This is a genomic window from Streptomyces sp. NPDC088194, assembly GCF_040702025.1.
Lineage (GTDB): Bacteria > Actinomycetota > Actinomycetes > Streptomycetales > Streptomycetaceae > Actinacidiphila.
In genome coordinates this window covers 1-22,658 of sequence record NZ_JBFBIV010000113.1, presented here as the reverse complement: position 1 = coordinate 22,658, position 22,658 = coordinate 1, and the positions used below count along the sequence as shown (strand labels likewise).

General features: G+C 69.2%; 23 protein-coding genes and 5 pseudogenes. 16 read left to right on the top strand and 12 right to left on the bottom strand.

The genetic code is table 11. The features are described from left to right. Positions 1 to 341: 341 nt before the first annotated feature. Both AB0399_RS35810 and AB0399_RS35805 read left to right on the top strand, forming a co-directional pair. Positions 342 to 515: pseudogene (locus AB0399_RS35810) on the top strand (3-keto-5-aminohexanoate cleavage protein); the annotation flags it as partial. 61 nt (positions 516 to 576) lie between these two features. Further along, the gene (locus AB0399_RS35805; protein WP_366414143.1) at positions 577 to 945 is read left to right on the top strand and encodes a transposase family protein; all 369 of its coding nucleotides are present in this window, start codon (positions 577 to 579) and stop codon (positions 943 to 945) included. Between the two features lie 102 nt (positions 946 to 1,047). On the opposite strand, the gene AB0399_RS35800 is transcribed toward AB0399_RS35805, so the two are convergent. The 4 genes and pseudogenes from AB0399_RS35800 to AB0399_RS35785 form a co-directional block, all read right to left on the bottom strand. Further along, on the bottom strand, positions 1,048 to 1,620 hold the full coding sequence (locus AB0399_RS35800) for a hypothetical protein (RefSeq protein ID WP_366414142.1): 573 nt from the start codon (positions 1,618 to 1,620) through the stop codon (positions 1,048 to 1,050). 404 nt (positions 1,621 to 2,024) lie between these two features. Further along, positions 2,025 to 2,204: a hypothetical protein gene (locus tag AB0399_RS35795; RefSeq protein ID WP_366414141.1), complete on the bottom strand. Its 180-nt coding sequence runs from the start codon at positions 2,202 to 2,204 to the stop codon at positions 2,025 to 2,027. A 439-nt stretch (positions 2,205 to 2,643) separates the two neighbouring features. Then, a pseudogene (locus AB0399_RS35790) lies at positions 2,644 to 2,901 on the bottom strand (ergot alkaloid biosynthesis protein); the annotation flags it as partial. Between the two features lie 214 nt (positions 2,902 to 3,115). Then, positions 3,116 to 3,625 (bottom strand): annotated as a pseudogene (locus AB0399_RS35785) (NADP oxidoreductase); the annotation flags it as partial. Between the two features lie 295 nt (positions 3,626 to 3,920). On the opposite strand from AB0399_RS35785, the gene AB0399_RS35780 reads away from it, so the two are divergent. The 3 genes from AB0399_RS35780 (at position 3,921) to AB0399_RS35770 (ending at position 7,217) form a co-directional block, all read left to right on the top strand. Further along, positions 3,921 to 5,600, top strand: a complete 1,680-nt coding sequence (locus AB0399_RS35780; RefSeq protein ID WP_366414140.1) for an RHS repeat-associated core domain-containing protein — start codon at positions 3,921 to 3,923, stop codon at positions 5,598 to 5,600. A 710-nt stretch (positions 5,601 to 6,310) separates the two neighbouring features. After that, positions 6,311 to 6,496 (top strand): hypothetical protein, encoded by a 186-nt coding sequence (locus AB0399_RS35775; RefSeq protein WP_366414139.1) that lies wholly within the window; start codon positions 6,311 to 6,313, stop codon positions 6,494 to 6,496. Between the two features lie 157 nt (positions 6,497 to 6,653). Next, entirely contained in the window at positions 6,654 to 7,217 is a 564-nt protein-coding gene (locus AB0399_RS35770) for an XRE family transcriptional regulator (RefSeq protein WP_366414138.1), read from the top strand. Positions 7,218 to 7,467: 250 nt separating this feature from the next. Here the strand turns inward: AB0399_RS35770 and AB0399_RS35765 are convergent, their stop codons facing one another. After that, entirely contained in the window at positions 7,468 to 7,812 is a 345-nt protein-coding gene (locus AB0399_RS35765) for a hypothetical protein (RefSeq protein ID WP_355343394.1), read from the bottom strand. A gap of 360 nt (positions 7,813 to 8,172) precedes the next feature. Between AB0399_RS35765 and AB0399_RS35760 the strand changes: the two genes are divergently transcribed. The 7 genes and pseudogenes from AB0399_RS35760 (at position 8,173) to AB0399_RS35730 (ending at position 13,605) form a co-directional block, all read left to right on the top strand. After that, positions 8,173 to 8,937, top strand: a complete 765-nt coding sequence (locus AB0399_RS35760) for a hypothetical protein (protein ID WP_366414137.1) — start codon at positions 8,173 to 8,175, stop codon at positions 8,935 to 8,937. Positions 8,938 to 9,857: 920 nt separating this feature from the next. Further along, complete coding sequence (locus AB0399_RS35755; RefSeq protein ID WP_366414136.1) at positions 9,858 to 10,169, top strand: DUF6247 family protein; 312 nt, start codon at positions 9,858 to 9,860, stop codon at positions 10,167 to 10,169. 68 nt (positions 10,170 to 10,237) lie between these two features. Beyond that, the gene (locus AB0399_RS35750; RefSeq protein WP_366414135.1) at positions 10,238 to 10,423 is read left to right on the top strand and encodes a hypothetical protein; all 186 of its coding nucleotides are present in this window, start codon (positions 10,238 to 10,240) and stop codon (positions 10,421 to 10,423) included. A 727-nt stretch (positions 10,424 to 11,150) separates the two neighbouring features. Further along, positions 11,151 to 11,357 (top strand): annotated as a pseudogene (locus AB0399_RS35745) (restriction endonuclease); the annotation flags it as partial. Positions 11,358 to 11,579: 222 nt separating this feature from the next. After that, positions 11,580 to 11,759, top strand: a complete 180-nt coding sequence (locus tag AB0399_RS35740) for a hypothetical protein (RefSeq protein WP_366414134.1) — start codon at positions 11,580 to 11,582, stop codon at positions 11,757 to 11,759. Positions 11,760 to 11,936: 177 nt separating this feature from the next. After that, on the top strand, positions 11,937 to 12,905 hold the full coding sequence (locus AB0399_RS35735; protein ID WP_366414133.1) for an SMI1/KNR4 family protein: 969 nt from the start codon (positions 11,937 to 11,939) through the stop codon (positions 12,903 to 12,905). A 154-nt stretch (positions 12,906 to 13,059) separates the two neighbouring features. Beyond that, entirely contained in the window at positions 13,060 to 13,605 is a 546-nt protein-coding gene (locus AB0399_RS35730) for a hypothetical protein (RefSeq protein ID WP_366414132.1), read from the top strand. Positions 13,606 to 13,609: 4 nt separating this feature from the next. Here AB0399_RS35730 and AB0399_RS35725 read toward each other — a convergent pair whose 3' ends face one another. Together AB0399_RS35725 and AB0399_RS35720 are read right to left on the bottom strand one after the other, a co-directional pair. Then, on the bottom strand, positions 13,610 to 14,158 hold the full coding sequence (locus tag AB0399_RS35725; protein ID WP_366414145.1) for a transposase: 549 nt from the start codon (positions 14,156 to 14,158) through the stop codon (positions 13,610 to 13,612). Then, a complete protein-coding gene (locus AB0399_RS35720; RefSeq protein ID WP_366414131.1) occupies positions 14,155 to 14,694 on the bottom strand; it encodes a winged helix-turn-helix domain-containing protein in 540 nt (179 codons plus the stop codon). Before AB0399_RS35720 ends, AB0399_RS35725 begins: the two co-directional genes overlap by 4 nt. A gap of 679 nt (positions 14,695 to 15,373) precedes the next feature. Here AB0399_RS35720 and AB0399_RS35715 point away from each other — a divergent pair. After that, positions 15,374 to 15,505, top strand: a pseudogene (locus AB0399_RS35715) (transcriptional regulator); the annotation flags it as partial. Positions 15,506 to 15,550: 45 nt separating this feature from the next. Further along, positions 15,551 to 16,639: an IS630 family transposase gene (locus AB0399_RS35710; protein WP_366414144.1), complete on the top strand. Its 1,089-nt coding sequence runs from the start codon at positions 15,551 to 15,553 to the stop codon at positions 16,637 to 16,639. Here the strand turns inward: AB0399_RS35710 and AB0399_RS35705 are convergent. Then, positions 16,636 to 18,120: an oxidoreductase gene (locus AB0399_RS35705; protein WP_366414130.1), complete on the bottom strand. Its 1,485-nt coding sequence runs from the start codon at positions 18,118 to 18,120 to the stop codon at positions 16,636 to 16,638. The two genes, AB0399_RS35710 and AB0399_RS35705, sit on opposite strands and share 4 nt — an antisense overlap. 357 nt (positions 18,121 to 18,477) lie before the next feature. Beyond that, positions 18,478 to 19,260: an MAB_1171c family putative transporter gene (locus tag AB0399_RS35700; RefSeq protein ID WP_366414129.1), complete on the bottom strand. Its 783-nt coding sequence runs from the start codon at positions 19,258 to 19,260 to the stop codon at positions 18,478 to 18,480. A 40-nt stretch (positions 19,261 to 19,300) separates the two neighbouring features. Between AB0399_RS35700 and AB0399_RS35695 the strand changes: the two genes are divergently transcribed. Next, on the top strand, positions 19,301 to 19,738 hold the full coding sequence (locus tag AB0399_RS35695) for a hypothetical protein (protein ID WP_366414128.1): 438 nt from the start codon (positions 19,301 to 19,303) through the stop codon (positions 19,736 to 19,738). A 425-nt stretch (positions 19,739 to 20,163) separates the two neighbouring features. Continuing rightward, positions 20,164 to 21,054: an aminoglycoside phosphotransferase family protein gene (locus AB0399_RS35690; protein ID WP_366414127.1), complete on the top strand. Its 891-nt coding sequence runs from the start codon at positions 20,164 to 20,166 to the stop codon at positions 21,052 to 21,054. On the opposite strand, the gene AB0399_RS35685 is transcribed toward AB0399_RS35690, so the two are convergent. The 3 genes from AB0399_RS35685 to AB0399_RS35675 form a co-directional block, all read right to left on the bottom strand. Continuing rightward, a complete protein-coding gene (locus tag AB0399_RS35685) occupies positions 20,970 to 21,716 on the bottom strand; it encodes a hypothetical protein (RefSeq protein ID WP_366414126.1) in 747 nt (248 codons plus the stop codon). The two genes, AB0399_RS35690 and AB0399_RS35685, sit on opposite strands and share 85 nt — an antisense overlap. A gap of 121 nt (positions 21,717 to 21,837) precedes the next feature. Beyond that, positions 21,838 to 22,116: a hypothetical protein gene (locus tag AB0399_RS35680; protein WP_366414125.1), complete on the bottom strand. Its 279-nt coding sequence runs from the start codon at positions 22,114 to 22,116 to the stop codon at positions 21,838 to 21,840. Between the two features lie 273 nt (positions 22,117 to 22,389). Then, positions 22,390 to 22,542: a hypothetical protein gene (locus AB0399_RS35675; RefSeq protein WP_366414124.1), complete on the bottom strand. Its 153-nt coding sequence runs from the start codon at positions 22,540 to 22,542 to the stop codon at positions 22,390 to 22,392. Positions 22,543 to 22,658 lie beyond the last annotated feature (116 nt).

Genomic DNA, 22,658 nt, shown 5'->3' with positions numbered 1-22,658 from the left:
CCTCGTAGTGGGCCTACTCGGACAAGCCCGACAACGAAGCGAGCGTGCGTGCCAGGCGCCACGGGCCAGGCGGGACTTCCAAAACACGGCCTAAGTCCCGCTGGTTCACCACCCGCACGCCCCGGTCCGCCAAGACCTCTCCGGGCCCTGAACCTCCGCGTCGCGTACAAGTGCGGGCCTGGCCTTCGGGTCGGTACCCGACCGGGCCGCTCAAGCGGTGCGCGAGGGCTGCGACTTCGTGATGCTGAGCAACGACACGTCGATGCTCGCCGAAGCCGCACGCGGCCTCGCGACCGGGTTCCGGAAGCAGGTCACACCGTGACGTCCGGACAGCGGCAGCGCTGCCGCGTCACCCCAACAGAAGGAAACCGCACGACCCACACCTGAGCCACCGGCCCGAACGAGGCCGGCATTCGAGCGCCATCATCACGGTCGCCCCGACCGGGCCCATCGCCACCAAGTCCGACAACCCGACGCTTCCGACTCAGCCGGACGAGAGCGCCGCCGCGGTGGAGGGGGCGTGGGACTGTCCGTGCCTTCGAAGGGCGCGAGAGGCTCGTCGAACTCCGGCCGCGCATGGCGACGCTCACCCGCGGCGCGTGCCCCCACGACGGGGTGCGGTCCGGGTGGCCGCACCGCTGGGTACGCACTCGTCCGCGGGACCTGCCCGTGGCCGGGCGGCGAACCTGTGTGACGTGGACCAAGCGCCGATGGCGGTGCGTCAACAGCGGTGCCGGCGCAAGACGTTCACCGAGGCGCTGCCGTCGATCCCACCGCGGTCGCGGTCGACGTCGCGGCCGCGTACCTCGGTCGGGGAAGCGGTCGCCGACCGAGGACGGACTGCGGTGCGGGCCACGCGCGGCTTGGAGGTGCCGTGGCCGGTGGCGAACACCGCGTTCACGGCCGCGGCCGAGGCCGTGCCGCCCAAGGACGCGCCGCCGGTGACGCACGGCCGTGCCGGCGATGGCGCTTCGTTGAAGCGCCAACATCCGTCCTCGATGGGAACGGCCTGTCGAGGACGCCGACGAAGACCTGCTGCAGCGTGGCTCAGTAGCCTCCGCCACCGCCGGAGGTGGAGGAGGAGGGCTGCGAGGACGGCTTGGTGGTGATCTGCTTGCCGTTGGTGCCGACGACGTACCACTTGGCGCCGAAGTTGTTGAGGCCCTGGCCATTGGTCTGGCCGGACTTCTTGTCCCCGGCGAAGCGGTAGAGCGGGTGGCCCTTGTACGTCACCTGCATGCTGCCGTCACTGCGCTTGGAGGTCGACAGCAGCTTGCTCTGCGCCCCGCCGGCGGCGGTCGGCTTGCCCGTCACCGTGAGCGGCGGCCACGCGGTGGCGCACGCCCCGTTGCAGGTGGACTTGCTGGTCTTGTCCGCCTGGAAGAGGTAGAGGGTCATGCCCTTGTTGTCGACGAGGATCTTGCCGAGTTTCACCGACTTGGTGCTCACCGTCGCCGAGCTGGAACTCGCGGCGTTGTCCGCCGCGTGCGTCCCAGCGGCGGCCGGTGCGGCGGCAGCGGAGCTGTGGGCCGTATCGCCGGAGCTGGAACAGGCCGTCGCGGCGGCGAGGGCCAGCAGGGTTCCGGTGACTGCGGCGGCGGCTCTGGTGTGGTGCTTCACGATGACTCCTCGGAAGTCCGTCCACCGTGGACGGGGCGATGGCGGCCCGCCTGGGTGGGGCCGCACCACCTCCACTACACGTCCGCGCTCGTCCGCCAGCTACAGGGGAGAGTCATTCGGGCGACCCGGACCCGGTGCTGCCAGCGCTGTCCCCACGACCACACCCGCGCCGCGCGCCCCCCTCCCTGCCGGTGAACACGCGGAACGGGCTGGTTCGCAGGCTCGACACGCGCTACCCGTCGGCCGGAACGGAGCGGGGACTCGGCTGAAGCCTGGCCCACACCCGGTTCCCGCTCCACCGGGCGAACCTCCGGTAGACCGTCTGCGGCGGAGACCCGGCTCTCCGTAGCAGTGATCTTCTGGTCCAAGCGGCTGAAGACGCTCGGCTGCGTTGCGCCGTGCCGCTACAGGGTCTCCGCGGTGCCGTGGTCGAGGACGCGGACGTCGGCGCCGGACGGCGCAAGGTTGCGGAAGAGCTGGTAATGCAGTTGCTGGTGGATCTCGGCCAGGCCGGCCTGGTGGATGGGGACGGCGATCTCAGGGTCGACGGCGCGGAGGCAGTCGGCGCTCTCGCCGAGCTTCATCCAGAGCCCACCCGTGGGCAGGACAGGCATTGTTGGGGACGCTCGGCGCGAAGGATGGACACTGCCGTGGTCGACGCGCTGGACCCGCACCCCCGGGTCACTCGTGGAACGACCGGGCCGCGGAGGCCGTCGAGCAGCCAGTCGAGACCGAACCTGCTCGTCGACCGTGATCCGCCCCATCGGCCTGGGCCGTCAACGGGGTGAAGTCCCGCCCCCACGGGTCGTCCGCGGCCCACCTCCGCAACCGGTGGTGGACGCCCAGCCAGTTCCGTACTTCTCGGGCAGATACGCCTGCTGCGATCCGGGCTGGAGCTTCCACGCGATCACGTCCATCACCTCACCGCGGTGGCGACGACTTCACCGACGTCCGAGCCTCCGTATGCGGCCGGACCGAGGTTGCGCAGGGTCTCGAACCAGAACTGCTGATCGTCCTGGAACATCAGCTGCCGCATCGCGTCTCCCTCTCAAGGAAGGCCCGGAAAGCGCGCGGGGGCCGACCGGTGAGGCGCTGGACGGTGTCGGTGACGCGGTCCTCCGACCCCGTGGAGATGGCACGGTCCATGCCGGCCAGCATCGCGGCGAACTCCACCGGCATCTAACCCGTGAGGCGATCGCGCATCTGCTCGTAGGACAGGCGGCGGTGGACGACGGGCCGACCGGTGACCTCGGCGATGGCCGTGACGACGTCGTCGTGGTTTGGTTCGCACCCCCGACCTACCAAGAGGCCCTGCTGTCATGCGCCGGCCCTCGCGCGATCACCGGAACAGGAACCCTGTTCGACCAGACCAGCCCCGCCATCGATAAGCGGATGGCGTCTCGGGCCGGCTGCGCTGCTGATAGCGGGCCCGATGACGGGAAGTGTGAAACCAAGCTTCATGACGAGCCCCTTCGGCGTTCCGTCAACTGTCTGATCAGACGGGAAACTCGGTGACGCCGAGGGCGAAGTCCGTGTTCCCCACCCCGTGGTTGGCGAGGCCCACCGTGACCACGCCCGCTCCTTCCAGCCAGTGCGCCATCTTCAGGCCGCCGACGTCCAGCGGGCGCATCCCGAGGCTCTCGATGAACGCCTCCACACTCGCCTTGGCCTGCGTGTCATCGCCCGCGAGGAAGACGTCGGGCCGGCCCTTCTCCAGGACTTGCCGGAAGACGGTGTTGAACGCCTTCACCACGCCGGCGCCAGCCGGGGCCGCTTTGGCGACTTCCTGCGCGATCGAGGTCTCCTCGCGGTGGGCCAGCCCGTCGAAGGTGGAGTTGAAGGGGTTGCTGATGTCGACGATGACCTTGCCCGCGAGTGCGTCTCCGTACCTGGCGATGGCCGGCAGGACACCGTCGTACAAGAGGGCCACGATGACGATGTCTCCGGCCGGGGCGGTGCCCCATTCTCCGGTCGTGGCGCCGTCGCCGAGAGTCTTGGCCACGCTCTCGCCGCTGGCGGCCCCGCCGACCGGTCAGGGCCAGGTGCCCTGCAGCGCTGGTTGCCACGGCTGGCCCCGTTCTTCACCGACACCGCCGCCAAAACCGGCCCGAGTTGGAGCTACGACTACACCGGAGACCTCGGCGCCGCGGGTACCGTCACCGCCACCGACCCCAACGTCCACAAGACCGTCTACACCCACGACGCGAGCGGGCAGATCACCAAGGTCGTCGACCCCCTGTCCCACTCCAAGTCCTCGACGTACGACGCCAACCACAACGTCGAGAACCGCCACCGACGCCATGGGCACCGGCGGCGCCGGCGGGAACATCACCACCTACGGCTGGGACGCCCGCAGCAACCCCACCTCCGCCAAGCTCCCCACCGGCGCCACCTCCGCCTTCGGCGCGTACGCCACGATCGCCGGCGTGGACCTGCCGCCGTCGTTCACCGACGCGCAGGGCAACAAGACCAGCTACACCTACGACACGGCCGGCAACACCAAGACCGTCTCCGTGACCGGCGACGGCAACCTGCGCTCCCGCACCGACGCCACCGGCACCACCACCTACCAGCCCGACGCCCTGAACCGCGAGACGGTGCGCACCCTGCCCGACCACTCCACCACCGTGCTGAGCTACGACCCCGCCGGAAACGTGCAGACCTACACCGACCCCACCGGCCAGGTCGTCTACGGCTACGACGCCGCCAACAACCTCCACACGTTGAAGGACCCCTCCGGGGCCACCACGACGTACACGTACAACAACGACAACATCCTGACCACGACCGCCTACCCCGGCGGCACCACGCAGACGATCGGCCTGGACAACTCCAACCGGCCCACCTCGATCACCGTCAAGGCGGGTTCGACGACGCTGGTCGACCTCGGCTACACCTACACCACCGGGCCGTCCTCCACGGACGGCACCCTCGTCCACACCCGCAAGGACAACCAGACCAGCACCACCACCACCTACGCCTACGACGCGCAGAACCGGCTGTCCACCGCGAAGGAGTCCGCGAACGCGAACTGGGTGTACTGCTACGACCCCGCCGGCAACATCACCTCCACCTCGGCCGGCTCCAGCACCACCTGCCCGGGCAGCACCACCTACAGCTACAACGACGCCTCCGAACTGACCTCCAAGAACGGCTCCACCACCGGCTGGTCCTACAACACCGACGGCGACGAAACCACCGCCAACTCCGGCAGCGGCGTACGCACCAACGAGACCTGGTCCGACTACAACCAGCTCACCTCCCTCACCGCCGCCGGCACCCCCTACACCGCCACCTACGCCGGCACCGACAACGGCGAGCGCACCAGCCTCACCGCCGCCGGCACCGCCACCACGTTCCACAACGGCCCCGAAGGACTGGCCGCCTCCACCACCAACGGAACCGACACCGGATTCACCCGCGAGCCCGGGGGAACCCTCAACTCCATGAGGACCAGCGGGAAGTCCTACTACTACCTCACCGACGCCGACGGCTCCGTCCTCGGCCTCGTCGACAACACCGGCACGCGCGTCGACGCCTACACCTACGACCCGGCAGGCAACGCCCGCACCCTCACCCAAAACACGCCTCAGCCCTACCGATTCCAGGGCGCCTACCTCGACCCCACCGGCCTCTACAAGATGGGCGCCCGCTACTACGACCCCACCCTCACCCGCTTCACCCAAACCGACCCCAGCGACCAGGAAACCAACCCCTACACCGCCTTCGGCAACAACCCCGCCAACAACACCGACCCCAACGGGACGTTCAGCCTTAGTGGAATCTTGGGTGTGGGGAGCGATGTTTTTGGTGCGGTGACTGGCTGCCTGTCGGGTATCGGAGCCGCGTCTGAAACGGGAGTCACTGAGGCGGCAAGCGTGCTGGGCGGCCCGGTCGGCGGCGCAGCAGCGATAATCGGCAGTTGCGCAGCTGGCGGATTCATGGGTTACGAAGGGGCCGATATTATATCGTACGGGTGATCTGACGAGTCGAAGTCATGAGGATCGTGGTCGGGGTGGCCGGCCCACCGACACCCCGACCACGACGGCGAGGATTGGAACCCATGGCAGATAATGAGAAGAAATTACGCATCTTTATGGCGGCACTTCCCATCCTTGGAATTATTGTCATAATCGAAGGCTTTCTACATGAAGGCCACAAGAGATATATACCCATCGCATTCGGGGTGATAATGATATTCAGTCCGATGCTTTTCCTATATGGAGTTCACAGAACTCGCAGCGGGCGAAAGAGATAATCAGCCGGGCGACATCTATACCATGCGTGCGGTCGACCGAATGAATCTGCCACTATTCCACGGTCTGCGCCAGAATTGCGCGAATATCGAACTCCTTCGCCATCTCCGCTGAAGGGCCATAGCGATCGCGGCCGCAAGCCGATCGGGCGGGCATCCTCCGTCGTACGGGTGCCAGCCCGATCCGGCGAGCCGTCCCGAACACCGCGGCGCGGCTGATCCCAAAGTCCGCGCAAGCGCAGACACGGTTCCTACTCGAGGGGGAGAAGGGCTCCATCCGCGCGGTGGCCAGCCGATTCGAGCCACCCAGCGCACGGTGGAACGCTATTGCCCCCGCGCGGAACTCACGGCTCGCCCGGAGCGCGAGGTGCCCGCGAACGGCGGCCCCACAAGTAGCAGCGGGCAAAGAAGCTGGCCGCCACGGCTGCGGGCAGCGTGATCGAGACCTGGGCGCAGTTCGGGTTCACCGCCGCGCCCGGGTCGACGGACGACGGGCGGGTGCGCCGGATCACCCAGCACCTGCTGCCCGTCTACGCCAGCCGGCTGTTCGACGCGCAGGCCACCGCGCCACCACCACCATCCCGGACCGGGCTCGTTGAGCACGGCAGACCCCCACGATGAGGCCCCGGCGCCGTACGCCCCCACGGCGGCCCGGGGCTTCGTGCTGACCGCGCCCGCCCGGCGGGCGGCCCGTTACGGCAAGGGCGCCCGAGCAGCCGGTGTACGACGACTCCGACGGCGTCGCCCTGGAGGACATCCTGCCGCCGCGGGCCGCCCGGTGAGCAGCCTGTGGCCGGCCCGCCTCTCCCCGCAGGCCGCCAAGATCCTCACCGAACTACCGCCGCATGCGGTGGAGATGCTGCGCGACGTCCTGGACATCGCCGGCCGCGACCCGTGGACCTGGCCGCCGATGGACGCCGGCGACGTGGAGGGCGAGGACGTCCGCGCGGCCGCCGTCGGCCAGCTCAAGCGGCCCCAGAAGGCGCTGCGGGCCGCGTTGGAGGAGGAGACCGCGCGGGACTGGCAGCCGGGCGTGCGTGCCCGGGTCCGCGAGCAGGCGGCCAGCAGCGGCGGCCTGCTGATCGAGGCCCGGGCCCGGTTCGGGTTCCGGGCCGCGCTCGGCTCCACCGACGACCCGCGAATCCGGCTCGTCACCCAGACCGTCTCACCGGACCACGCGGGCCGCATCCTCGCCGCCCGCGAGCGGGGCGCGACCGAAGCTGAGTTGCATGGGCTTGTTGCCGAAGCTCTGGGATATGCCTACTTCCAGAAATTCGGAGAGCGTGCGCAGGGTCCGGAGGTGGTTTTCAGCAACGTGGAATACATAGATTTCCGGTTCTGAGCGGGCCGCCCGACGGAGACCGAATTACCGGCCGCCTGAGCCGAAGCGCGACAGCTGTCACCGAGGCGGGCATGTTGTCAGCGGGTTTTGTTCCGGCGGCAGCAGGCTCGCCTCGCGTACAGAACCCGAGTGCAAGCGAAAGGCGCGCACCTGGCGGACCGTGATCCGTCAGATGCGCGCCCACGTGGCGCCCTGTCAATTCGGCGTCAGCTTCTCAGTACTGTGGCCGCGGGCGCCGGGACAATGCAACTCAGTTGCCGGTGAAGACGATCGAGCTCAGATTCGCCCCGTAAGTGGGCGTGCACGCGCCTCGGTAGAAGTTCCAATCGTGTCCCGAGGTGTCATGCACGTATCCCGTGTAGCTGTTCGAGCACACCTGGGTGGAATGCACGATGTTCATCCAGCCTGTGTTGGCGCTCCCACCGTCCCAGACGTAGCAGTAGTGGCCGCCCGAGCCGTAAGAGACGTTGACGACGGACGACAGGTTGCACGTGGAGTTCACGACCGTGGCGCTGGCCGGGGTCGCAGCGAGGGCGCCGGCGGTGGTGAGGCCGGCCACGATGGCTCCGGTTGCCAGCTTTCGGGCGAGATTCATGTGGTTCCCCCTGAGGATGTGTGCTTGGCGGGTTGTCTCCCATGCGAGCAGTGCCGCCGAGAGGCGTGCGAGCCCCGTGACGCGCTTTCGTGCATGACGGCTCGTTACGGGGACGTTGTGCGAGGTCGAGGCTAAGAGCTGCTGTCCTAGATCCGTCCTAGGTCCGTCCTTGCGCACTCCGTACACATGAGCGCATGTGACAAGTCGAATGCCTTGTTGGTGACAGCCAGACTGCTTCGACCGGTCCGAATCGCCGGCTCATCCCTCTCCGCTGGTGACAACTACGGTGCTTCGGCTCACTCACCGAATTACCGGCCGCGCCATGGCCCGTATGTTTTCCCGTCTGAAAGCGAGGCGCTGATGACCACGCCCCGGCACGCTGTCCGCCGGCTCCCCGTCGCCCGTGAACCCGTCGACCCCGCCCGCATCGGCCGGGGTTGGGTGCGCCGCCGCGCCCGCGGCATGACCGCCGACGCCGTCGCCGGCGCCCTCGAGGACGCGCGGTTCGACGCCCGGCAGGCATCCCGGCACGAGGACCTGGCCGACGACCCGCGGCGCCGTGCGGAGTTGGCAGAGTGGGAGCGCATCGACCAGCTGCTCGCCGCGGCCGGCCCCGGCGCCGTCTACGACCCCGGCACGGATGACGTCGCGCGGGCGGAACTGGCGGCCGACGCCGCAGCCGCCGCCGCCCGGGAAGCCGAGCTGCGCGAAGCCGCGCGGATCGAGGCCCGCGCGGATGAGCTCCAGGCGCTGCGCGAGCTCGGCACCCTGGCACAGGCCGAACCCCGGCAGGGTGACGAAGCGGTGCGGGACCTGCTCACCCGCCACGCCGGCGGCTACGTCCAGGCCGATGTCGACGCCTGGTTGGCGCACGCCCTGGCCGCGCGCCGCGGGCACTACGCTGACCCGGCCGCCCGCGAGGCCGCCGCCGACCTCCTGCCGCGCCGGATCTTCACCCACGCCGCGCTGCTGGCCGCCCTCGCTCGCCCCCAGCCCGGTAGCGACGTCGACGTCGACCAGCTAGCGTTCGCCGGCCGCCTCGCGAACGCCGACCCGCAGGCCGCCGCCGACCTCGCCGCGTTCCTCACCAGCCGCACGAGCGGGTGTCCCGCTGACGGAGGGTGAGTGTTACACCGCCCGGGGAGCGTGGCACCCCGCGTTACACCACCTTCCAGCCGCCCGGATGACTGAAACAGCAGGTCAACGGGCACCATGGCCGCGCCCGGAGGGTAGGCCGGCGGTCTGGCCGGGGTGTCACGCTCGCCGGGATCGCCCGCCAGGAGGGCCGATCAGGGGCACTTCCGGGGTGAGCGTGACAGCGTTACACCCGCCCGTATCTCACCGAACGTGAGCGTCGGGCAGGGGCCGCCAGCGGCTGGTCACGCGGATCGGTCTCGGCTCCAGTCAATGCCCGGCGGCCGGTAGCTCAGCTCCGGGATGTCGTCCGGGGGGAGCGGGGGAAGGGACGCCGCTGGCGGGCGGCGCGCCGGGAGCTCGGCGGGCAGCAGTCCCGCCTGGTGGTCGACCCCTGCTCCACCAGCCGCAGAGCCCGCGCCATGGCGGCAGTCTCCACGATCGCCAGCAGCTGTTGGGCCGTTCCTTCCCGCACCGTCCGGGCGGAAGGCCTCCACCCAAGCACCAGCCGGGCCCGCGCGGACCGGCCCCGAGACCGTAGGCGGTCCGTCAGCGTCTGATCAGCAGTCACGCCCCGACGATACGGCCGGGCAGAGCCCCGGTACCGCCATCGGGGCCCGAGCGCGGGCGTGGCGGCGCTACCGTGGGAGCAGGCCCGGAAGCATCCCGTCCCTGGAGGCCTCGATGAGAGCACAGCCCGCTCCCGCGTCTACGCAGGACGACATCGTCGGCTACCGGCACCCGGACCTCCCCGGAGTCCTGTTCTGCCCTGAGCACGGACGGAGCGGGGAGGGGATGATTCCTGTGACGTCCTCCGAGATCCCCTTCCTGGGCGGGTTCTGCGGCTGGGGAACAGACGACGACACGGCAGTCTGCGGCCGCGCCCTCCCCACGAAGAAGAGGTCCCACCGATGAGCGCACAGCCCGATCACGTCCTGCCGCCGGCCACGCCCCCGGCTCCGGCGGCTGCCGCGCAGCTGCTGGAGGCGCTGCGGGCCGACCGTCGCGCGGGCCGGTGGGCGCCGGCATTCGAGGCCGACTGGGCCCGCGCTCTCGAGGACTCCCGGCACTCCTACAGCCTCAGCCCCCTGCACGACGTCGTGCGCACCTGGCAGGCCCGCCTGGCCGCAGCGCCGGCTGTCGACGCGTTCATCGCCTCGGGTTACGACGACTCCGACGGCGTCGCCCTGGAGGACATCCTGCCGCCGCGGGCCGCCCGGTGAGCAGCCTCTGACCGGCCCGCCTCTCCCCGCAGGCCGCCAAGACCCTCACCGAACTACCGCCGCATGCGGTGGAGATGCTGCGCGACGTCCTGGACATCGCCGGCCGCGACCCGTGGACCTGGCCGCCGATGGACGCCGGCGACCTGGAGGGCGAGGACGTCCGCGCGGCCGCCGTCGGCCAGCTGACCGCCGTGTACTGGATCAACCGCGCCCAAGGGCGCCTGTACGTCGTCTCCGTCGTCTGGCTGGACTGACCGCCACCAGGAGCAGTCACGTCCGGGGCCCACCCCTCACTGATGGTCGGCGACGGGGAACCAAGGTCGTTGTCGGGAACGGGGATCCATGCCTCAGCAGTGCCGTCCCAGCGAAAGCGATGGCCCCACAGGGTCGGGTTGCTGAGATCCAGGTTGACCAGGTCAAGCCGGGCATCCGCACCCAGCCGCTCATCGACTTCGAGGACAACGGTCCGGTTCTGCCGGGTGACCACGAGTTCAGTCACGCCTGCCTCGGTGCCCGGCCTCGATAGTCTCCTGACCTTCACCGCCGCTCCGAGGCGTTCACCCAGCTTTGTGGCGAACGCCGTCACGAACGGACTGACGATCGGGCCGACGGCGGCAGCGAAAAGTACCGCCTCGGAAACGCCGGTCACGGTCAGGCCAGCCAGCTCGTCCCGCTCCAATTCCCGAACCCGCGCTCGCGCTCGCGCTCGCAGAGCCGAGCACCCTGTCACGATCACCGCAGCGGCTAATTTTCGGGGAGTGCGCCCACTGTGTGGGCTGGGGCTGATGTGATGTCAGTGGTTCAGGTCATAGTGATGCCGTGACCTCCGAATCACTATGGGTGCTCTTGCTGGTTGCTGTCTTCGAGGTCCTGGTGGGACGTATTTCTGCTGGTAGACGCCCTTCGGCGCCGTCGGCAGAGGCTCCGTGTAGGAGGGCGTGCTGCTCTGCCGCTGGCCTTGATCGCGTTGACCACAGCGAGTTTGAGTTCGTCATCCGAGACCTGCTCCGTCGCGACGGGTGCATGGACGCGTAGCGAGTGGGCGAAGCAGGGGACAACGGTGCTGACGTGCTGGCCACGGACCCTTTCGGACGTTGCTGGGTCATCCAATGCAAGCATCGGGCGCAGGGCCGCTCGGGATCACCAGTGGGGGTCCGGGACCTGCAGATCCTCAACGGCACAGGGCGGTACACAAGGGGGACATCGTCGTCCTGGTCACCAACAGCGGCTTCTCCTCATCGGGCGGGCGCTGCTCGAAGAGTGGATGGACCAGGCAGTCCCGGTATGGACACTGCTTAACGTCCATCCCGGTCCCCACGCGGCCAGCACCGTGACGGAGGAGACGGACCCGTCTGCGGCGGGCCAGGGTGAAAAGCAGTACTCCCTGGCCACGGCGTACGAGGATGGCATGTGACCTGGAAGTCGGCCACGATGCGCCAGTACCTGTTCCGGTCGCAGCAGCGGGGAGTTCCCGTACCCGTCGCGAGCTGGGACGGGCGGTCCAACCTGTACACCGAAGCCCAGCTCAAGGAGCGGCTGGTTGCTTGGGCCCTCGTGGCCGGGCTGGACCCAGCCGAAGCAAGGGCGTAGAACGGCGACAACAGGGCCTCCCGGATCGCTTATTGGCGTAGACACCCAACGAGCTACCAAGAGGCCCTGCTTTCATGTCTGGCGCGCGCCGCGATCAGCCGAACGAGATCCCTGTTCGAGCAGCACCACTCAAGATCGGAACGACAACAGCCACTGAGACCCGCCAGAGTGCGCAGGGTGATGACGCTGGTGACGCTGGTAGGTGCATCAACTTGCTGGTGTTGTTTCCCCACTCTTCTGGTGTTGACTGGCCCGATGCCGCCGACGCCAGAGCAGCCAGACGCCGACCTCGTCGCAACAGTCCAGGGCCTGCTAAACAGCCGCCGCCTGGACCGTCAGGAGCGACCAACGGTCCTCCGGCTTCCCCAGGACACGGACCCGGACGAGCTGGCCCGCCTCCGGGCTGAGCTGGGCCAGTGGGCGGGCCGGCCCCACAACCTGGCCCTGGACCGCATCGTCGACCCGACCGTTTCCGAGACCTGGGGCCTTGCGCTGCTGGAGCCGTTCGGTGACGAGCTGGTGGAGTTGGCAGCCTGGGGATATCGGGCCAACTGGGTCGGACTGGGCCGGATCGCCGTCGGCAACGGGACACAGCCGATGCTGGTGATCGCGGACCGCCGTGACCCCGCATGGGCCGGACTCCCAGCAACAAGCTCTTGGACCGAGAGACTGTGCGCGCTCACCGGCTGGGAGCCGACGGGCCGTCCCCCCGTCGACTGGCAGGCAGCGGAGACTGCGCTGGGCACCGCCCTGCCCAGGGACTACAAGGAGATCATCGACGTGTTCGGCCCGGGAAGCTTCGACGGATACGTCGACCTTCTCGTCCCGAACGGCCAGGTCCTGGACCTCATCGCCTGGTCCAGGGGCAACACTGGCCGGTTCGCTCCGCACCCGGCATATCCCGCTCCCCACGGGCTGCTCCAGTGGGGCAGTTCCGAGCAGGAACTCGACTTCGCCTGGCAGACGGGCACGGCCGACCCATCCGACTGGCCCCTGCTCGTCCGTGAGGACAGCGGCGCAGAGTGGCGGCGGTTCGACTGCAGCCTGGACGAGTTCCTCGTCCGCCTGCTCACCGATGTCGGGCTCGGCTTTGCGCCGAGCTATCTGCTGGACAGCCACCACTTCGAAAGCTGGGACCGCTACTGAGGTTGTAGCTGTGGTGTCGTCGCGATGAGACCGATGCCCGGCGTGAGTGACCTCCTTGGCTCGGAGGGGCTCGGAGGGGCTCGGACGTCCGGCAGGTCCACAGGGTGGTGGTAGTAGTACCGGGAATCCGAAGCAGTATAGAGAGGAGACCGGGATGGCTGACTCCCGGGATACGGCTGAAGGTCCCACGTCGAAGGCGTTGGCCTGTGCAACGGCGATTCGAGCCGGAGGTGCGCTGTACATCCTGGCCGAAGCGGCCGGACTGGAGGAGGCCTATTACGGTGCGGACGCGGGGATCCAGGCCGGGATGATCGCGCTTACACGGCAACGTGAAGTCAAGCACGACATCATTTGCTCTGCCATCGACGACTGCTCGTCACTGAGCACACGGTATCCGGAGACCACGGCTGCCGCAGCTTTCTTCGGCGCCGGCATCTTGGTGATCCGGATGGTCCTTGTACTGATCGGCGAGGATCGCTCCGACGTTTCTTTGCAGCGGATCAACGACAAGGCCCGAGAGGCCGCACGCCTTTGGCCGACCGCCATTGACGCGGGAGCCCAGAGTTCGCTGGTCGAGTTCGAGGCCGCGTGCCAGAACACAGCAGTTGAAGTGCTCGGCCACGGTGGAGCGAGGGCCCTACGCGAGGAGGCCGGCAAGCACGCCCTCGTCTATCGCCGTGCAGCGCAGGCACTTCGCTGAGGCGCTACTGAGGATTTAGCTCTGATGGGTTCGGCGTGAGGCCGGTGCCGGTGAGGCATCCGTCGATGAGGTCGCTGCGGCATTGGACTTCGCGCAGGCCTCGGCGGAGGGTGCGCATGAGGTGTTCGGGGTCGGTGAAGTGTGTGTTGGCCTGGCAGCGGCGGCGGAGCAGGGACCAGATGCCTTCGACGGGGTTGAGTTGGGGTGCGTAGGGCGGCAGGTAGTAGATGGTGAGCCAGTCGTGGGCGTCGGCGAAGGCCCGCATGCGGGCGTCGCGGTGGACGTTCAGGTTGTCCCAGGCCAGGACGATAGGCCGGCCAAGCTGGCGGTGTGCGGTGATGAGCAGGTCGCGGTAGTCAGTCCAGGCGAAGCTACGGCGCCCGCCGACCTTGTGGTCGCGATGGATGATCGGCCGGTATATCAGGCGGGAGCGTTCGCCGGGTCTGTAGCAGGTCAGGGCGGCGATGGAGATCCGACGCTGGGAGCGTCCACGGACCCGGACGACGGGGGTAGTCCCGCGGCGGGACCATGTGCGTGAGGTGGGCGGCGTCATCGAGAAGCCCGCCTCGTCTTCGAAGACGAGGTAGGCGCCGAGCGCCGCCGCCGTAGTTCCACGAACGGCCACGTCTCCTTCACCCAGCCGGCTACGGCCGCATCGTCGCGCTCGGTGGCCCGTCGGGCGGGCACCTGGTGGCTCCAGCCGTGACGGCGCAGCATCTGGCTGATGCCCGGCAGCGTCATTTTCTTGTGGAACCGGCGCCCGATGAGGGTCTTGATCCGCGACAGGGTCCAGGTCTGATCCGGCCAGCCGTGCGCTACCGGGCCCTTGTCCAGCTCTTTCTCCAGTACGGCGAACAGTGCGTCGCTCAGCTTGGGCAGCGATGCCGGGCCCGTCGAACGCACCCCGTCCACGCCGGCATCCTGCCAGGCGCGCCGCCACCGTTGCACCGAGCGGACACTGACCCGTAACTCCCTGGCGACCTCGACGCAGGAGGTCCCCGCGGCGAACCGCTCGACGGCCTCCAGGCGGATCCGCTCGCGAAACGCCTGCCGTTCAGGCGTCAACCGACCACCTTGCGGATACCTCATACAACCGGCATACCGCGACGATCACACCCGGTCAGCCCCAAACGACATCCCAGCTGCAAAGTCAGTAACCACTCCGATCGCTTCCCGCCGACCCCCACCCGTTCAACACCGGACGAACTGAGGCGGGCAGCAACCCTGGTCGCTTTCGACCGTCCTCATCAGCGGTCCGACGAAGGCGGTGCGGTCAGCAACGGGGAGGAGGACGTGGGCGGCATGGGTCGTAGTGGCCGAGTTACCGAGCCCCTGCCGCACCAAACCCGAGATCAATCGAGGGAATAGTGCACGGTCGGAATAACACCCTCCCGCCAGTGGTCCGCGAACTCGCCCCGACTGCAGCTTCACCGAGCCCGGCCCCGACGGTCGGCTGCGGTACAAGCTGCGCGGCAAGGTCCTCAAGGGCCGCAAGCTCACCGGTGAGCAAGCCGAATGGGTCGTGCTCGACATCGTCCACCAGGCTGTGGCGCTGCTGCACGCGGTCAACGACGATCCCACGCACCTGTTCGGCCACAAGGGCGTCAACAGGCACGACCTCGTCCTGTACGGGTCGGTCAACCTGCGCCTGAACACCTTCCGCGACCACCTCAACCAGCTCTTCGGCACCCCCGAGACCCCTTTCATCCCGCCCGTGCCCGCCACCGAGCCACCTGCCCCCACCGCCGTGACAGCCTCCGCGTACAACCGCCGGCTCCTCGACCAGCTCACCACCTGCCCCGCCCTGGTACTGACCGACACCATGGACGTCCTTGCCTGGAACCCGCTGGCCGCCGCTTTGCTTACCGACTTCGGTCAACACCCCCAGCACCGACGCAACTAGTGTCCTGAGTCGTTAGTTCTCTTGCGGTTGTAAGGTGAGTCGCTGCCTGGTCCGAAGCCTTTGCCGTTGGAGCTGTCCGATCACGAACGCCGCGTGCTGCGGGGCTGGTTGCGCAAGCAGACCGCCTCTCAGGCACTGGTGCTGCGGTCGAGGATCGTGCTGGCGTGCGCGGAGGGCCGGCCGAACGCGCAGATCGCGGATGGCCTGGGTGTTTCCCGGGAGACGGTGCGCAAGTGGCGGGCCCGGTTCGTGGCGGACCGGCTGGAGGGCCTGGTGGACCGGCCACGTTCGGGAGCCCCGCGAACGATCACGGACGAGCAGGTCGAAGCCCTGGTCTCCAGGACACTGGACCAGTCGCCACCAGCGGGTGACTCGCACTGGTCGACGCGTTCGATGGCCCAGGCGGCGGGCATGTCGCAGTCGGCCGTCTCGCGGATCTGGCGGGCGTTCGGCCTCACGCCGCACATCGTGGAGACCTGGAAGCTGTCGACCGACCCGCAGTTCGTGACCAAGGTCCGCGACGTGGTGGGCATCTACCTGTCACCGCCGGAGAACGCCCTGGTCCTGGCGGTGGACGAGAAGTCACAGATACAGGCCCTGGACCGCACCCAGCCGGTCCTGCCGATGGCGCCGACCGTGCCGGCGAAGATGACACACGACTACGTCCGGCACGGCACGACCAGCCTGTTCGCCGCCCTGGACATCACCTCCGGCTCGGTCATCGCCCAGCACTACCGCCGCCACCGCCACCAGGAGTTCCTCCGCTTCTTGAAGGTCATCGACGCAGCCGTCCCCCAGCACCTCGAACTCCACCTGGTACTGGACAACTACGCCACCCACAAGACCGAGCCGGTCAAGAAGTGGCTGCTCCGGCACCCCCGCTTCCACCTGCACTTCACCCCCACCTCGGCGTCCTGGCTCAACCTCGTCGAGCGCTGGTTCGCCGAGCTGACCTGCCGCAAACTCCGCCGCTCGGCGCACCGCAGCATCGTCGAACTCGAACGGGACATCCGCCGCTGGATCAACGAGTGGAACAAGAACCCCAAGCCGTTCGTCTGGACGAAACCCGCCGACGACATCCTCGATACCCTCGCCGCATACTGCACACGGATTAACGACTCAGGACACTAGTTCTTGCTCAGTGCGCGGGTCACGCCGGCCACCACAGCGGTCGTCAGCGTCCAGCCGATCGCGATCAGCGCGTAGGTGGCCGCCTGCAGGGCCCCGTCGGTCCAGTGCCACGCGTCGCGCTGGCCGAAGCCGCCGATCGGGATCAGCAGGTCGAGCGTGTAGACCACGGCGTTGAACGGCGGGCCCTCACCCGGCTTGTCCGGACTGGGGGTGTGCGTGCCGAAGACCAGCGCGCCCAGCAGGGTCAGCACGGCGAGCCAGGCACCGGCCAGCCAGGGGCGGTAGCCGTAGCCGACGGTGGCGTCCAGCAGGTAGCCCCAGAAGCGGCTCCAGGGAGGCAGCAGGCGGCGGCGGTGGCGCTGTTTGGCCAGCAGGGTCCGGCGCGCCTCGTCGTCGTGGCCGATCCGGCGGTAGTGGCCGGCCAGTTGCTCGTACGGCTGAGGTGAGTACCCGGGATTGCGGCGGATCCACTCCAGCCTCCCCCCCACCGTGTCCGGCTCGGACCAGATCGAGTCGTAGGCGAAGCCCTCCAGCTGTATCTCGGGCGCCCAGCTGCGGGGGTCGTCCTGCACCCAGGTGGCGCGTACGCCCCGCAGGTCGAGGGAGCCGGCGGGTGGGGTCGCGCAGCGCAGGTCGAGGTCCTGGACGCGCAGTCCGGTCGCCACCAGGGACCGGGGCGAGCCGCCGAGTACGGCCTCCTCGAAGGAGAGCAGGTCGGATATCTGCGCCCCGCGCATGTGCACGCCGCCGTCCGCCGTGAACCCCTGGTTGCAGCGGATCGCCGAGACCTGCGCGTTGTCCGCGCCGAGGGCGACGCCTCCCGGGGCCTCCAGGCGGGCACCGCCCATGAACAGCCCGCCGGACAGCCGCGCCCCCGGGAACATCACCGCCCCGCGGCTGCGGAAGCCGTCCTCGCAGATGACCGCGCCGTCCATCACGATGCCGCCCGCGGACACGGCGACACCGTCCGGCGCCGACACCACGGCACCGTCCAGCCGCAGCCCGCCCGCCACATGGGCGTGGATGAGCTCGACCGCGTTGCGCCCTTGTCCCTCGATCACCGAGCCGCGCAGGTCGAGACGCCCCCCGATCCGGGCCGAGGGCGCCGAGAACCCGGGCAGCCAGCTGCGGACCACGGCGACCGCGAGCGTCGAGGCGCTGTCCAGCCGCACCCTCTGCTCCAGCCGACAGCCGTCGAGGTGGAGTAGATGGCGTATCTCGGCCCCTTCCCAGGCGAGCGCGCCGGTGATCCGGGCGCCGGCCAGCCGCAGGGCCGCGACACCCCCGGACAGCCCGCTGCCCCGTCCCAGCAGAAGCGTTGTCAACGCCTCGGCCCGCACCGTGCGTTCGGGGCCCCACTCGTCGCCGCGGCCCACGTCCTCACCGCCGCCGCCACCCGGCCGCAGGTCCACCTGGCGCCCCTCGGCGAAGGCGTCCCACAGCTCCCTTTCCGGGCAGGTCAGTTCGTCGTAAGTCAGCACCCGAGCAGCCTACGTTCGGGCAGCACCCCGCAGGCCTGCCGCGGCCACCCCTGGGAGGCCGCAGCCGGAGAAAGGCGTCGGAGCGGGCCGGACGAGGTGGTCGGCCTCCTCCCTGACCTGCGAGAATACCTTTCTGAGCGGGAAGCGAACTCGCGTTAGACCCCGAGTTACGCCCTCACGCGGACACGGTCAGCTACTGGTGGTCGGTATGGGCGCGGCAGTCATCCGTTCAACCGCTCCGGCAGCATGGTGCTCAAGCACCCGGTCGTCGCGGCCCTCGGCGGCCGCTTGCGAGTCTGCTCTGACCTGCGGCAGCGATGTCCGTCTAAAGGATCGTGAGTTGGTTCGGGCATGTGCTCAGGCTCCAACGGGGGTCTGGTCGTCGGTGACACGCGCAGTGCGGTAGGGGCGCAGAGCGAGGATGCCGTCGCTGATCTCGACAACTCGCCGCTGGAGCAGGAAGTCCGCGTCGTCGGCTGCCGAGTTCTGGTCGTGGCGTGCGCCGGGCAACACGATCGTCGGCATGGCGGCTGACAGGTCTTGCCAGAGCGGGCCGAGCGCGTCGAAGGAGCGCGTTTCCCAGCGGTGTCGTTGGGCTTGAGCGATGGGGTAGGCCACGGCGGGCAGAGTGAGGCCGATGCAGAGCAGCAGTATCGAGAGCACGGGGAACGTCACGCCGAAGAGGCAGGGTGTGGTGACCAGCGAGGAGCAGTCGGTGTTGTCGGGGACGGGGTGGAGGTTCAGGCCCAGGGTGACCAGGACGGTCAGCTTGTACGCGGTGTACATCAGGGCGAAGGCGCAGCCGGCCGCGGTCAGGCGGAGGCCGAGCCGGACGCTCCTTCGGCGGGTTGTCCTCGACTGTCGCAGGGTCTGCTGGGCGAAGTCGATGATGGCGAAGCCGAGGTAGACGATGAACAGGAGCAAGTGGAGCGCGTGCACCTGCGGAGAGGGGCCGATCATCTGCTCGTACGTGAACAGCACCGCCATCCCGAGGGCCGTCGCGGCGAGGAGTTCCAGGCTCAGCCGAACTCGATGTCCTGCCTCTGCCGGTTCGAGGTCGAGCTGGAAGCACACGGCCAGGACAGCGGTGGCAGCGGCCAGCGAGGCGCAGTTGCTCAGCAGCCGGTCCAGGTGCGGCACGATCGCTCCGACGGAGTTTGCGACCCGCGGTGAGTTGAAGGTGAAGGCCACCGCGGGGTTCATCGACAACCAGGCGCCCGACCCCGCCGTGGTGACGGACGTGGCGTGGAACATGGTCGCCCACAACGAGCCCGCGCGACTGTGGCTCCCCGGTGCGGTCCATGCGGGCAACCAGATGCGGTGGACGTTTCTCAGCCCCGAAGCTCGCGAGCAGCTCGTGGACTGGGAGCACGACTGGGCTCGCCCGTACTTGGGGCAGATCCGGTACGAGCGGGGCAACCACCCGAAGAACGAGGCCCTGCGGCTCCTGGAGCGGGACATTCTCGCAGGGTCGGCGGCGGCGCGAAGGATCTGGGACCGGCGGGAGATGGTCGATCACGGCGACGGCGCTCTGCGCAGGCTCAAGCTCCCGTATCACCAGGGCCGCGGGGTCGCTGCGTCGCCCTCCGACCCGCGCGCAGCGACAGGCTCCGCGTGATCGTGCTGATGGAGGACTGCGAAGAGCCGGCCGACCCCTGAGCTGCTGAGCCCGGGCCGCCTCGCCCTGCGGTGGGCCACATGGCCGGCCTTCCACCACGGTGGCCGCGTCACGGGCCGCCGACGCCGGCGAGGTGGGGCGGCATCTGGAAGCGAGCCAGGCGGCCCAGGCGCTGCAGCAGCACCGCCATCGATGCTAGGCGGCTGATCATCAGGTCCCAGTGCGCTTCTGGCTGCGCCGCATCGTGACCTGGACCCATCCGCGCAGTCCAGGCCGTACCGGGTGTTCGCCGCCCGAAGGCGATCATTTGCGGTGCGGACGGCGGTGAACCCTAGACTTCGGTGACGCTCCATTCGGGAGAGGCCACTGGTCGTGACCGGCCGTCGTCGGATAGCACACGAAACCCTGCGGACAGGAGCCGACCGATGCCCAGTGATCTCGTGGACTCGGCCGTCGAGGAGTTCGGGCTGGTGGTGGACCAACGGGCCACGGGCTCCGCGTCGGGCGCCGGTGTGTATGGCGCGCGTACCGCCGAGGGGCGGCAGGTGTATCTCAAGGCCACACCCGCCGAGTTGGGCGCCCGGGCACTGGCTGCCGCCCGCCGGGAGCTGAACTTCTACCGGCAACTGGCCACCGCCCTCCCGGTCGTCTCTCCGCGGCTGCTCGGCGCCCTCGACGACGGCCAGGGTGTGGTGCTGCTGCTGGAGAAGGCCGGCACACCGCGGGACGCGGCGTCCTGGACCCCGGACATGTGGGCACGGCTGGGCAGGGAACTGGCGGCCCTGCACGGCACGCCGCCACCCACCGATGACTACTGGCGGCGTCCCGATGTCCTGTTGCAGGCGCTGACCGCTCCTGACACGGCCGCCGTCACCGCTTTCTGGCAGCCGGCGCTGCCGCAGCTGGCCGAGGTGGTCGCCCGCCGCGACGAGTTGCTGACCCGCAGCGCATCGCTGCCCGCGGTCCTGGTGCACGGCGATTGCCACACCGACAACGTCGTCTTCAGCGACGGCCGGCCGGTCCTGTGTGACTGGCAGGAGTCCGTGATCGGACGGCCGGTGTCCGATCTGGCCTTTCTGAGCGTACGGGCCACGCCCACCGGCATCACGGTGCCTCCCGCTCTCCTCGACGCCTATGCGGAGGCTGGCTCGCACGACCGCGGCGCCCTGGAACAGGCGCTGCTGGCCGAGGAGCTGGCGATGTTCGTCTTCCTGTGGCCGGGCTACGCCACCTATATCGACCGAGTGGGCACGGAGCGGATCCACCGGCGGGGGCGAGCGTTGGCCGACCGGTACTTCCGCGATACCGACCGATAGACGTCGTCAGCCAGCCAGCCAGCCAGCCACGCCACCGAAGCGACGCACGCACCGGGGCACCAGGCGGCGATCACCGTGAGCAGGGAGGCGACGGTTGCCGCGCTCCAGACCGCACCGACGGAGGCGGTGGAGTAGTGGAAACGGTGGATGACGGTGATCGGGGCGGCGGCTTGGAGCACCCCGCTGGCCAGGTTGGAGGCTGCGAGTCCGCCGGCCAGCCAGGCCAGAGCCGGAGTTCGGCGCAGGGTCCGCCACCCGGTCAGCAGACTGCTCGGCGCACGGTGTCGGTCGTCGTGCGGGGCTTCGGCGTCCTGCGTGGCGGCGGCTGCGGTCATCGCCAGCAGCGCCACCACGGCGAGCAGGACGCTGGCTCCGGCCAGCAGCAGCACGCCGCCCAACAGCGGGCCGACGAGGACGGCGCCCTGGTCGATCCCGGTCTGCGCGGCCTGCGTACGGTGAACTTGGTCTGCCCGGCGACGGCCGGCTTCGGCGCCGAGGGTCTCCACCGCGACGAAGGAGACCTCCGCCAGCAGACCCGACACCGCCCCGAAGGCCAGGACCACGACCGTTGTCCCGGTTCCCGTCTCGCCGCGCTCGCCCGGTGACCAGACGTAGGCGAGCAGGCCGGTGGTGTTGCTGGCGCGCTGAAGGTGGGCGATCACGGCATGGACCTCGAAGGAGAGCGAAGGCGCGGAGCCCGTGGGTCGGGCTTCCGGGTGATGAGGAGCCGCAGAATCCGCGATTTGGCCCGTCCGGAAACCGGTGGTAGAAGCCCGCGCTTCGTCATGCCGACGGGTGGAGTCCGTGGTCGTGGGCGAAGTACGCGCAGGCCGAGCGGGCGAAGGCGGTGTCGCCGTGCAGCCGTGCCCAGCGGCCGTCCTGGCGGATGACGGTGGCGACGATGTCGAGCCCGCGGGCCTGGTTGCGCAGAGCCGCCCAGCGGCAGGCGGCCGGGTCGTCGTCCGGTTCGATGCCGGGCCGTCCAGGACCTCGCGCGTCAGCTCGAACCAGTCGTCGTCGTCCAGCTCGACCGTGGTGGTGTTGCGGATCGCGCAGTGCCACGTCAGCCGCCGGGCCGGGACGTGTCCGGTGCGCGGTTGGCGCAGGGCCGGCGGCTCGTCGAGCACGGCCGCCAGCAGCGGCAGGGAGATGTCGTCCTGGGCGGTCAGTTCGGGCGACCAGGACGTGAGCAGATACGGCTGGAAGCCGGGTTCGCTGCCGTGCAGTTGGGTGCGCAGCTGCTGGTCACCGTGTGCCGACGCGTGTCAGAGGGTGGTTGCCGCCTCGGCCCTGTTCTCCCGAAGCTACGGCGAAGTGACAAGTAGCTTCCTGTAATCAGAGTGATGCTCGGTCAGGGCGAGCAAGGCGGGGCCCGGGGAGTTCGCCGGCCGTCTGGAGGGTGGCGAAGTTGGCGTGGGCCGCCTCGACGGCTTCGGGGTATGCCTCCCGCTTGGCGTGTTCGGTGAGCGCCCGGTAGATGCTGGCCACCGAGGGGTTCTGGCCCTTGCGCTAGTGTTCTGAGTCGGGAGTTCTGTTCATAACGGTAGGCTGTGTCTGTGGTGCGGACGGGTCGGCCGAAGGCCGAGTTGGTGTTGTCGGATGAT

Coding starts and splice junctions, on each gene's coding strand:
- AB0399_RS35780 (WP_366414140.1), top strand. CDS start 3,921: ATGGGCACCGGCGGCGCCGGCGGGAACATCACCACCTACGGCTGGGAC.
- AB0399_RS35755 (WP_366414136.1), top strand. CDS start 9,858: ATGAGCGCACAGCCCGATCACGTCCTGCCGCCGGCCACGCCCCCGGCT.
- AB0399_RS35805 (WP_366414143.1), top strand. CDS start 577: ATGGCGACGCTCACCCGCGGCGCGTGCCCCCACGACGGGGTGCGGTCC.
- AB0399_RS35720 (WP_366414131.1), bottom strand. CDS start 14,694: ATGAGGTATCCGCAAGGTGGTCGGTTGACGCCTGAACGGCAGGCGTTT.
- AB0399_RS35795 (WP_366414141.1), bottom strand. CDS start 2,204: ATGAAGCTCGGCGAGAGCGCCGACTGCCTCCGCGCCGTCGACCCTGAG.
- AB0399_RS35760 (WP_366414137.1), top strand. CDS start 8,173: ATGACCACGCCCCGGCACGCTGTCCGCCGGCTCCCCGTCGCCCGTGAA.
- AB0399_RS35730 (WP_366414132.1), top strand. CDS start 13,060: ATGGCTGACTCCCGGGATACGGCTGAAGGTCCCACGTCGAAGGCGTTG.
- AB0399_RS35725 (WP_366414145.1), bottom strand. CDS start 14,158: ATGACGCCGCCCACCTCACGCACATGGTCCCGCCGCGGGACTACCCCC.
- AB0399_RS35690 (WP_366414127.1), top strand. CDS start 20,164: ATGCCCAGTGATCTCGTGGACTCGGCCGTCGAGGAGTTCGGGCTGGTG.
- AB0399_RS35765 (WP_355343394.1), bottom strand. CDS start 7,812: ATGAATCTCGCCCGAAAGCTGGCAACCGGAGCCATCGTGGCCGGCCTC.